This is a genomic window from Klebsiella sp. RCJ4 (assembly GCF_009025755.1).
GTDB classification, from domain to species: domain Bacteria; phylum Pseudomonadota; class Gammaproteobacteria; order Enterobacterales; family Enterobacteriaceae; genus Klebsiella; species Klebsiella michiganensis.
Map to the genome: position 1 here is coordinate 56515 of NZ_WCIN01000045.1, position 11148 is coordinate 67662.

Annotated in this window: 9 protein-coding genes and 1 pseudogene; 6 read left to right on the forward strand and 4 right to left on the reverse strand. The window is 50.0% G+C overall.

Features of this window, described 5'->3' with window-relative positions; genetic code table 11:
- Positions 1-2: 2 nt before the first annotated feature.
- The 3 genes and pseudogenes from F8562_RS29665 to F8562_RS25390 all read right to left on the reverse strand — a co-directional run.
- A pseudogene (locus F8562_RS29665) lies at positions 3-473 on the reverse strand (transposase); the annotation flags it as partial.
- Between the two features lie 45 nt (positions 474-518).
- Positions 519-1439: a response regulator gene (locus F8562_RS29670; protein WP_004181990.1), complete on the reverse strand. Its 921-nt coding sequence runs from the start codon at positions 1437-1439 to the stop codon at positions 519-521.
- Positions 1402-4782, reverse strand: coding sequence for an ATP-binding protein (locus F8562_RS25390; RefSeq protein WP_049594023.1), 3381 nt, complete (start codon positions 4780-4782; stop codon positions 1402-1404). The genes F8562_RS29670 and F8562_RS25390 overlap by 38 nt, the downstream gene beginning before the upstream one ends.
- A gap of 214 nt (positions 4783-4996) precedes the next feature.
- Here F8562_RS25390 and urtA point away from each other — a divergent pair, with 214 nt between their 5' ends.
- From urtA to F8562_RS25420, 6 genes are read left to right on the forward strand one after another with little or no spacing between them, the layout of a single operon-like run.
- On the forward strand, positions 4997-6277 hold the full coding sequence (urtA, locus tag F8562_RS25395; protein WP_224239845.1) for an urea ABC transporter substrate-binding protein: 1281 nt from the start codon (positions 4997-4999) through the stop codon (positions 6275-6277).
- Positions 6278-6333: 56 nt separating this feature from the next.
- Complete coding sequence (gene urtB, locus F8562_RS25400; protein ID WP_004181993.1) at positions 6334-7260, forward strand: urea ABC transporter permease subunit UrtB; 927 nt, start codon at positions 6334-6336, stop codon at positions 7258-7260.
- Positions 7261-7266: 6 nt separating this feature from the next.
- Positions 7267-8385 carry an urea ABC transporter permease subunit UrtC gene (gene urtC / locus F8562_RS25405; protein WP_023158619.1) on the forward strand — a complete coding sequence of 373 codons (1119 nt, stop codon included), beginning with the start codon at positions 7267-7269 and terminating at the stop codon, positions 8383-8385.
- Complete coding sequence (urtD, locus tag F8562_RS25410) at positions 8382-9131, forward strand: urea ABC transporter ATP-binding protein UrtD (RefSeq protein ID WP_049594025.1); 750 nt, start codon at positions 8382-8384, stop codon at positions 9129-9131. Before urtC ends, urtD begins: the two co-directional genes overlap by 4 nt.
- Positions 9132-9141: 10 nt before the next feature.
- Entirely contained in the window at positions 9142-9831 is a 690-nt protein-coding gene (gene urtE, locus F8562_RS25415) for an urea ABC transporter ATP-binding subunit UrtE (protein ID WP_049594026.1), read from the forward strand.
- Positions 9832-9866: 35 nt separating this feature from the next.
- Positions 9867-10874, forward strand: coding sequence for a formamidase (locus F8562_RS25420; RefSeq protein WP_004181997.1), 1008 nt, complete (start codon positions 9867-9869; stop codon positions 10872-10874).
- A gap of 207 nt (positions 10875-11081) precedes the next feature.
- Here the strand turns inward: F8562_RS25420 and F8562_RS29815 are convergent.
- Positions 11082-11148: IS1 family transposase (locus F8562_RS29815; RefSeq protein WP_004209611.1), on the reverse strand; the 67-nt coding region annotated here is incomplete at its 5' end.

The window sequence follows — 11148 nt, forward strand, 5'->3', positions numbered from 1 at the left end:
TTACGGAAGAACTTCTCCGGGATGTGCTGTTTCAGGCGCGCCACGATGTCCCTCTGCGTCAGCGTCTCTGTGGCCAGCTCGCCCGTGTTGTGGTCGTGGTAGCGAAAGCTCAGCGTGGCACTTCCGGCGTAGTGCGCCAGCCGGGAGCCCGCTATCGGCGGCTTTTTCAGGTAACGCCCCAGGTATTTCACGGTGTTTTTGCCACCGTCCGTCTTTTTTGACATGTAGACGTGCCAGTAGTCGCCTCCGGCCGTCAGTATCAGACTGCGCCATTGTGATTCGGTGGTGATATGTGACAGGGACGGCGGCAGGGCCACGCCTTCGAACCAGACGCTCAGCAGAAGCTGGCGGATATTCCACATCCAGCGGGCGCGCATGGCATCCTTACGGAAGCTGATTTTCTTCCACTTCCCGTGCTCATCGATACCGCCACAGGTGACGGAGACGTGGACATGAGGGTGCCAGTTCTGCCTGATAAAAATGTCAGGGCAGGTCTGCGCGAATACGCCTCATTGTCGCTACATTTTCTCCCTGGCATATAGCGAATTTATTGCCAACGCTGCCGCTGCGGTGCGATTGTCCACACTCAGCTTTGGAAATACAATTTCAAGGTGTTTATTCACGGTTCTGGGGCTAAGGTTTAAAATATCGCCAATTTCGCGGTTTGTTTTTCCTCTGGCAATCCACAGGAGGACTTCGGCTTCTCGTTGCGTCAGCCCTAGGTTGTTTTTCAGGCGTTTCACCGCTTCGACTTCTTCATGTCCTTTGATCTCTTCAATACGTAGCAAACTTTCTCCTTCAGCGGTCCGGCGTGAAAGATAGAATTTCAGAGCGATGCCTTGCGATGAAAGATCTAAGGGTATTTTTAAACCTTCCGTATTGTTCAGCCAACCGATGATCCGGTTTACTATTTTTTTATTGGGTTCATACCCGGTATCGCTGAAGTTTTTCATCAGTTGCCATGCATTGGGCGTGGCCCAGCGTAGTTGCCCCTCTTTGCTAAAAACACATAAGGTCTGGCCAACGGAATCCATCGCGCTATAGGCACTGACCGTTAATTTTGAGTTCCGCAAGTGGGTACGCATTCTGACAACCAGCTCTTCCGTGCGTATCGGCTTAATTACGTAATCGACCACCCCGGCATCAAATGCATCAACGATATTCTGCGTATCACTCAGGCCTGTCATGAAAATAATCGGGGTATGCCGCAGCCCCGGATTTTGCCGCAGGCGCTTACTGGTTGAAAACCCATCCAGATGCGGCATTACGGCATCAAGCAGAATGATATCCGGGGTTATCTGGCTGGTTATCGAAAGGGCTTGATTACCCTCCAGAGCGACCAGAACGGTAAAACCGGCTTCATCAAGCGTGTCATTCAACATACTTACCGTGTTGATATCATCATCGACGATAAGTACCGTCGGCTTTGCTATTGCCATTTTTCTCTCCCTCCGGGCGTTCAAGACTCTCGACTATCTCTTTGAATCGAAAGCGCCTCAGCAACTCGGCAAATTTTTCGCCCTCGGCTTTGCTGATCTGGTTAGCGGAAATATGTTTGTCCAGCAGTTCACGAAACCCTCTCACATAACCCAATCTGGCCATCTCTTTTAACGACTCAATCTGGACGCGGGTAAGCTGCGAGCGTGGTTCATGTATTTCCGGCTGCTTTGGCGGCTGACATTCCGTGCGCCACTGGAGATGCAATATTTCACCGATGTTCTCCAGTAGTAAAGGGAAACGCAGCGGTTTAACCAGGTAGCGAACTTCCCCTTCGCCAGTGAAATGGCGGCATTTACCCTCATCCGCTTCCGCAGAAATCATAATTACCGGCGCTAATTGTCCCTTATTACGTAACTGACGTAGCAGTTCCCACCCCGACATTTCAGGCATTGCAACATCCAGAAGAAGAAGGTCGATATGATTTTGCCGGGCTAAATGTAGCGCGACATGACCATTTTCGGCTGTTAGCAGCGTGAAGCCTATGGGCGTGAGTAAATCCATCATCAGCTGCCGATGGGATTCATCATCGTCAACTACCAGCAGGGTGTGTCGCTTGCCTGGATATCCGGTGATTACCGCAGGCTCGGCGGGTTGGTAGGCATCCCCGCTATAGCTTGGCAGCATCAGGGTGAGTTTAAACGTTGTGCCTTCGCCACGGATGCTTTCCACCTGGAGATCGCCACCCATGATATAAGTCAGAAGCCGGGTAATCGTCAGCCCAAGGCCCGTCCCGATCCGACGACTATCGCCGGATACGCGTTCGAAAGGCTTAAAGATGCGTTCCAGGTTCTCAGGGGCGATGCCGATGCCGGTATCGTGAACCGAGAAAAACGCCACCTCGCTACGATACTGGAAATCGAGGGTTACACTGCCTCTGTCCGTGAATTTAACCGCATTAGAAAGCAGATTGATAAGAATTTGCCGGAGGCGTTTCTCATCCGTCATCACCGCCTCGGGCAGCCAGTGTGGGGCGTTGTAGTGAAATGTCAGTCCTTTATCTCTGGCCTGTTGTTCAAACATGGCGACCAGTTGCTGCACCAAATCGCCAATGCGCACTTCTTCACGATATATTTCTAATTTTCCCGCTTCAATTTTCGAAATATCCAGTAATCCCTCAATTAGATTAGCCAGATGCTCGCCGCTTCTGCGCATAATACCGATACCGCGCTGCCGGGCTGGGGGGATATCATCAGCACGTTCGAGTAATTGCGCATAACCCAGCATCGCATTGAGCGGCGTTCTGAGTTCATGAGTAATGCCGGTGAGATAGCGGCTTTTGGCCTGATTAGCATCGTCGGCATCTTCCTTTGCCTGCTGCAATTGCCGGTCCGTCGCTTCATGGGCAATAATTTCTTTCATCAGACGGTCGCTTTGCAGGCGCAATTCCTCTTGCGCAATCTGGCGACTTTTATTTGTCAGGACAAATAGCCAGGTGGTGACGCCGGTTACGATAAGCAGGATAAAAAAAACTTTCCATAACGCCGCGGCGAGAAGGTCCTGCTCGCTGCCGAATTCATCGCGCATCTGAGCGAAAACCAGCATCAAAAGCAGGCCGATGACGGAACTGAATAACAGCAAAATGCTGATAAAACTCCACACTCTGGGATCAATTTTGCGTAATGATTTTTCTTTAATAAATATCCCGATAAGCTTTGAAGCCTGTTCCGTATAGCGCGCATGAGGTTTGCAAGTATCGTTGCACTGGACATCGAGAGAACAACATAGTGAGCAAATACTGCCCTGATAAAAAGGACAATAGCTCATCTCTGGTTTTTCAAAATAATTACCGCAGACACAGCATTCCGTTGCCGTGACCTGCACCGGCGTCCGGGAAAAATAGTAACGTCCGCGAGTCAGCCAGGCGATGAAGGGGGCGGTGATAAACGTCAGACACAACGATAACATTGAGGCAAAAACCTGTAGAGGATGACCAAACCATCCCATCCAGGCTGAGAGACCGCAGAGCATGGCGAGCGTCATCGAACCGATGCCGACAGGATTGATATCGTAGAGATAGGCCCGGCGAAACTCTATTTCCGCTGGTCGTAATTTAAGCCACTTATTTAACGTGAGATCGGCAACCACGCTGCCAAGCCAGGATGTGGCCGCCACCGCATAAATGCCCAGGATATCCTCAAATACGCGATAAACGCCAAGTTCCATCAATAACAGAGCAATACCGACATTAAAAAACAGCCACACGACGCGCCCTGGATGACGATGGGTCAGGCGCAGGAAAAAATTAGACCATGCGATCGAGCCGGCATATGCATTGGTGACGTTAATTTTGAGCTGGGAGAGCACCACAAAAATACCGGTTAATGCCAGTAGCGTTGATGATGAATGGGTGACATAGCTAAATGCCACCAGGTACATATGGGTGGGTTCGCTGGCCAGTTCCGCGCCGAGTCCGTAATTAAACGCCAGCACGGCGAGGAAGGAGCCGAGCAGGATCTTGATGGCGCCGATGACAACCCACCCCGGACCTGCGGCAATTACTGCGCCATACCATCTCCAGCGGGCCGGATGTTGTGGCTTTGGTAAAAAACGAACCTGATCGACCTGCTCTCCCACTTGACTTACCAGTGAGAGCAGTACGGAACAGACGGCGCCGAGCTGAAGGAAATCGAAAGAACCATCGCGGGCTGTAATAAAACCAGGGAAGTCGATCCAGTTTTGCAGCACATGATGTTCACGTATTAAAATGAAAATAAAGGGTAATAGCTGTAGCGCCAGCCAGCAAAACTGGGTGAACTGCTGAAAACGGGAAATAAAAGTGAACCCCCAGGTGACGAGGGGAATAACAACAACGGAACCAATCAGATAACCAAAGTGCAATGGCAGGCCAAACAGCATATTAAGCGCCATCGCCATAATAGCGGCTTCCAGGGCGAAAAATATAAAGGTGAAAGAAGCATAGATTAACGAGGTCACCGTGGAACCAAGGTAGCCAAATCCGGCGCCGCGGGTCAGCAAATCAATATCCAGGCCGTTTTTTGCGGCATTAATGGCAATCGGCATTGATAGCGCAAAGATAATAATGCTAACTAAGATAACCGCCACCACCACATAATTAAATCCATAGGTTAACGTCAGCGCGCCGCCAATGGCTTCAAGCGCCAAAAAGGTAATTGCGCTGAGCGCTGTCATAACAACTCGCTTTGCGCTCCAGCGTCGTGCCGAGACCGGCGTATAGCGGAGCGCAAAATCCTCGAGAGTCTGATTGGTCACCCACTGGTTGTAGCGTCTGCGCGATTTAAACGCCTTTTGCTGAACGGTCATTCACTGCTCCTGAAATGATAAAAATGCTGAACTTAACCACAGGCGCGTCTTAGTATTTTCTTGTTATCGCGCACGTGAGCATGTCTTGATTATGAGAATTAACCAATACGTTAAATGACGTAGCCGCTGCGTTACCTCGCGCATTGTTGGATTGATGGACTCTCTCGCATGATAGCCCCAGTTGAGATGAACCATAACGATTATGAGGGCTACCATGAACATTCGTGATTTACCCCAGCCACATAGCAATATGAAAATCCCGAGCCCAGGCCGGTTTCACCAGGCGTGCCTCAAAGCGAAACTTTTGGCGATTGCCGGCCTGATGATGGCAGCTAATACGGCCATCGCCGCCCCGGCGACGTCAGTGGTTAATACCACGGGCCTGGCGGTCACCGACAATAGCGTCAAGGTCGGGATACTGCATTCATCCACAGGCACGATGGCCATCAGTGAAACCGGCTCGATCCAGGCTGAAAAGCTGGCTATTGAGCAGATTAACGCTGCCGGAGGGGTACTGGGGAGAAAAATTGAATATGTACAGGAAGACGGGGCCAGCGACTGGCCGACCTTTGCAGAAAAAGCGCGTAAGTTACTGGTCAGTGATAAGGTCGCCGCTATCTTCGGCGGCTGGACTTCGGCTTCCCGCAAAGCCATGCTGCCGGTACTTGAGCAATATAACGGCATGCTCTATTACCCAACCTTTTACGAAGGGCTGGAGCAATCGCCAAACGTTATTTATACCGGACAGGAAGCTACTCAACAGATAATCTCCGGCATTGATTGGGTAGTTAAAAATAAACATGCAAAAACCTTCTACCTGCTTGGCTCTGATTATATTTGGCCGCGTACTGCAAACAAAATCGCCCGTCACCATATTGAAAAGCTGGGGCTGAAAGTCGTTGGCGAAGATTATTACCCACTCGGTAATACGCAGTTCAATTCGGTTATAAACAAAATAAAACTCAAGAAGCCTGATGTTATCTATGCCATTGTTGTCGGCGGTTCGAATGTGGCCTTCTATAAGCAATTGAAGGCGGCGGGGATCGATATGACGCAGGAGAAACCGCTGCTGCTGACCATCTCCGTCACGGAAGATGAGATCCGCGGTATTGGCGGCGAAAATATCGTCGGCGCCTATGCCTCGATGAAGTATTTCCAGAGTATGGATAATCCGGCAAATAAAAGCTTTGTCGCCGCATTTAAAAAGCGCTGGGGTAATGACATGGTTATCGGCGATGTCACTCAGGCGGCCTATCTTGGCCCATGGTTATGGAAAGCGGCGGTTGAGAAAGCTGGCTCGTTCGACGTGGACAAAATTCGTAAGGCCTCGCCCGATATTGAGTTCAAAGATGCGCCGGAAGGGTATGTACGCATCCATGATAACCATCATCTGTGGTCCAAAACGGTTATCGGTCGCGCTCGTGCGGATGGGCAGTACGACGTGATTTATCAGACGCCAGAACTTATCGAACCGAACCCATTCCCGAAAGACTAACCGACGCTTCCCCCCATATAGTGTGGGGGGTCTTTGACTTCACCGAGGATACTTCCATGTTCAGCGATTATAACTTCGCCGATTTGGCTTCCATTTTTGTCATGCAGGGGTTTTCGGGGCTCAGCCTGTTCGCCGTGTTTGTTCTGATGTCGCTTGGACTCGCTATTATTTTTGGCCAGATGGGCGTGATTAATATGGCTCATGGCGAGTTCATGATCCTGGGTGCTTATGTCACATGGTTGACCGGTAAGTTTTTCAGCGCTTATCTGCCTTCAATCTTCGGCATCTACTTCTTTGTTGCCATTGCCCTTGCTTTCCTGTGTACCGCCTTGCTGGGTACGCTCGTTGAGAAAATCCTGATACGGCATCTGTATAAACGCCCCCTCGACACGCTGCTGGCGACATGGGGTCTGAGCCTGATTCTACAGCAGTGCTATCGTTCGCTATTTGGTCCCCGCGAAGTCGGCGTTGACTTACCTTCATGGCTAATGGGGTCGTATCAGTTTGCCGACAATATTGATATTCCTGTTAATGGGGTATTTGTTCTGCTGCTGACCGTAGTTATTACCGCTTTTACGGCCTGGCTGATTTATTTCTCCGCCTGGGGAATAAAAGTCCGCGCGGTGGTACTTAACCGCCAGATGGCCAGCGCGGTGGGTATTAATACGGCTCAGGTCGATAGTCGAACCTTCGCACTGGGGTGCGGCATCGCCGGGATCGCCGGAAGCGCCTTTACCATGATCGGCTCAACAGGTCCAACGGCTGGCCAGCAGTATATCGTTGACACCTTCCTGGTGGTGGTGTTTGGCGGCGCGCAAAGTTTGCTCGGCACGCTCGCCTCCGCATTTGCCATTTCACAATCGCAATCCACGCTGGAGTTTTTCCTGAGCGGTTCAATGGCGAAGGTGATTACGCTACTGATCGTGGTCGGCATTCTGCTATTGCGTCCGCAAGGTCTTTTCGCCAACCGGGTCCGCCGCTAGGAGTTTATGATGAAACGCATGCAAAATTATCCGCTACTGGGTATTGCCCTGGTGATAGGCCTTATTTTTATCGTCATGCCGCTAACCCTGGATCTTTTCCGTTTAAACCTGATCGGTAAATACCTGACTTATGCATTTGTTGCCGTCGGGCTGGTACTTTGTTGGGGCTACAGCGGTATTCTGAGCCTGGGGCAGGGCATCTTTTTTGGCCTCGGCGGTTATTGTATGGCCATGTTTCTCAAGCTGGAAGCTTCCTCGCCAGCGGAAACAAAAATGCAAACCACCCCGGGCATCCCGGATTTTATGGACTGGAATCAGCTAACCGCTTTGCCCTCGTTCTGGCAGCCATTCCATTCTTTTAGTCTGACAATTCTGGCTATTTTAATCGTGCCCACTATTTGCGCATGGATTCTCGGCAGCGCAATGTTTAAACGCCGCGTTGGCGGGGTGTACTTCGCTATTATCACCCAGGCTATCTCCGCGATCCTGACGATTCTTATTATCGGACAACAGGGTTACACCGGGGGAATTAACGGCATCACGGATTTACGCACGCTTTTAGGTTGGGATATCCGTACTGATTCTGCACGCTATATCCTCTACTTTATTAATGCTGTTTTACTGATGCTGGTTGTGAGCGCGGGCTATTTTATTGTGAATAGCAAGCTCGGCCGACTGATGGTTGCCATTCGCGATAAGGAAGACCGCGTTCGTTTCTCTGGTTATGATGTCGCGAATATCAAAACGGTGGTTTTCTGCATTAGCGCTCTGTTTTCGGCGATCGGTGGCGCGATGTTCACTCTGCAAGTAGGGTTCATGTCGCCAGGGTTTATTGGCACTGTTGCTTCAATTGAAATGGTCGTTTTCTGTGCCGTGGGCGGGCGAGGTTCTTTGCTGGGGGCAGTATATGGCGCCCTTATCGTCAATGCCGCCAAGAGCAGTATTTCCGAGTCTTTTCCTGAACTCTGGACGATTGCCATGGGCCTGCTCTTTATTGCCGTCGTGCTGATTTTCCCGAAAGGACTGGCAGGGCTTTATCAGCAATATATTCACCCGATCGTGATGTCGCTGCTGCGCAAAAAGAGTATGACCAAACCCAGAGTAAACACCGGAGTGCTGAAATGAAAAATCCGATAAAAGAAATAATTTTAGCGGTAGAGGGATTAACCGTTTCATTTAATGGCTTCAGAGCCGTCGATGATTTTTCAATGTACATCGATGAGGGGCAGATTTACGTTATTATTGGCCCAAATGGCGCGGGTAAGACAACAGTGCTTGATCTCATTTGCGGGAAAACAAAGCTAACCAGCGGCAGCATCAAATTTCGCAATAAGGAACTGAGTAAACTTCGGGAAAATAAAATTGTTCATGAAGGGGTTGGGCGTAAATTCCAGAATCCATCAATCTATGAGAACTTAACGGTATTTGAAAATCTCGAGTTATCTTATCCCAAAGCCAGAACCGCGTTGGGCGCCATGTTCTTTCGTCGCACGCCAGAAATAATCGCTGCGGTCGAACAGGTTGCTGGCGAAATTTTCCTTGCCGATTACCTACATACGCAGGCTGACCTTCTCAGCCATGGGCAAAAGCAGTGGTTAGAAATAGGGATGCTACTAATACAAGATCCTAAGCTCATGATGCTGGACGAACCCGTGGCAGGCATGTCTGTCGCCGAACGCCAAAAAACCGCGCAGCTCCTGCGCAAAATTGCCGGGGGACGTTCTGTACTGGTGATTGAACACGACATGCAGTTCGTCGAAGACATTGCCGATCATGTCACCGTCATGCACCAGGGAAAAGTATTGTCGGAAGGTAGCATCAATAAAGTCAAAAACGACCCTCGGGTTATTGACGTTTATCTTGGTCATTAAGGAGACACGGATGCTGAAAATTTCTGATTATGCTGTCGCATATGGTCAGAGCCAGGTCATCAGTGGACTGAATCTGACGTTAGCAGAGGGTGAAATCGTCGCTCTGGTAGGGCGCAATGGTATGGGTAAAACCACGCTGATGAAATCACTGATTGGTATGATACCGTCCTGTGCCGGTGAGTTAGAGTTTTCCGGTACAAATATTACCGGCTTGCTTAGTTACCAGCGCGTTCAGCATGGCATTGGCTTTGTCCCGCAGGGGCGAATGGTATTTTCAACCATGACGGTTGAAGAAAATATAAAAACGGGGATTCGCCAATCCCGTTCGTTACAGGTTCCTGAATACCTGTATGACTATTTCCCTGTGCTGAAAGAAATGCGCAAACGGATGGCGGGAAATCTTTCCGGTGGTCAGCAGCAGCAGCTCGTTATGGCCAGAGCTCTCGCCGGTAAACCCAAATTACTTTTGCTGGATGAACCAACGGAGGGAATTCAACCGTCAATTATTAAAGAAATGGCAAAAATATTACGTAAGATTCGTGATGCAGAAGGGTTGACCATATTAGTTTCCGAGCAGGTTTTAAGCTTTGTACTCGATGTGTCAGATAAAATTGTTGTTATTGAGAAAGGCAATATTGTTCATCAACAGGCGCGTTCTGGTGCTGATGAAGAACAAATTGCGTCATATCTGTCAGTTTAAATTTATATCACCAACTTAACTACGAGAGGTCTGCTATGGGTAGCACCGGAAGTGTAAGCTCCTGGGATGAAGCGTTATTAATTGCCGCCATCCAATACCCCGTTCCCGTTATTAAAGGACCGGAGGATATCCAGATACAGGTCGATAAGATTTGTAAGGCCGTCGACTCCACCAAAGCCGGATATCCGGGACTTGATGTTATCGTCTTCCCGGAATATTCAACCCAGGGACTGAATACTAAAATCTGGACCTATGACGAGATGTTACTCACTCTCGATAGCCCGGAGATTGGTCAGTTCAAAGAGGCCTGTATCCGCAACGGCATCTGGGGGGTATTTTCCTTAATGGAGCGCAATGAAGACCCGTCTCTTCCACCGTACAACACCGCTATTATCATTAACGATCGGGGCGATATCGCTCTGCATTACCGCAAGCTGCAACCATGGGTTCCGATTGAGCCCTGGATGCCGGGAAATATGGGAATGCCGGTATGCGATGGGCCTAAAGGTTCTAAACTCGCCGTCTGCATATGCCATGACGGCATGTTCCCGGAACTGGCGCGTGAGGCTGCTTATAAAGGCTGCAATGTCTATATCCGTATTTCGGGCTATTCCACGCAGGTGAACGATCAGTGGATCTGGACCAACCGGACGAATGCCTGGCAAAACCTGATGTATACCGTTTCGGTGAATCTGGCCGGTTATGACGATGTCTTTTATTACTTCGGCGAGGGTACGGTCTGCAATTATGACGGTAACGTCATTCAGCAGGGGCACCGCAACCCATGGGAAATTGTTACCGCAGAGCTGTTCCCGCGCCTGGTGGATAAAGCGCGTGAAAACTGGGCGTTGGAAAACAATATTTTCAACCTTGGCTGCCGGGGCTATGTCGGCAAACCGGGAGGCGAACGCGAGAATTACCTGACCTGGGTGCGCGATCTTGCCAATGGCGAATACAAACTTCCGTGGGATGAAAATGTCAAAATTCGCGATGGCTGGAAGTATTATCCTGATGGGGTGCAATTAGGCCCGCTACCTAAATAAATTGAGTGTGCCAGGCGCTAAGTCAATCACTTTAAAGACTGAAGTCTGGCGCAGTAGCCCCTGAAAGTTGAATATCCAATTCCAATGAGTAGGGGGCTGAGCCATCCGGTAAGGGCTGAATTTGCCTGCGGGATTGGCTCAGCCCGCCAGACCGGTTTGGTGTTGCGCCGGACAATGTCCGGCGGCAAAGAAGGTAATGACTCCAACTTACTGATAGTGTTTTATGTTCAGATAATGCCCGATGACTTTGTCATGCAGCTCCACCGATTTTGAG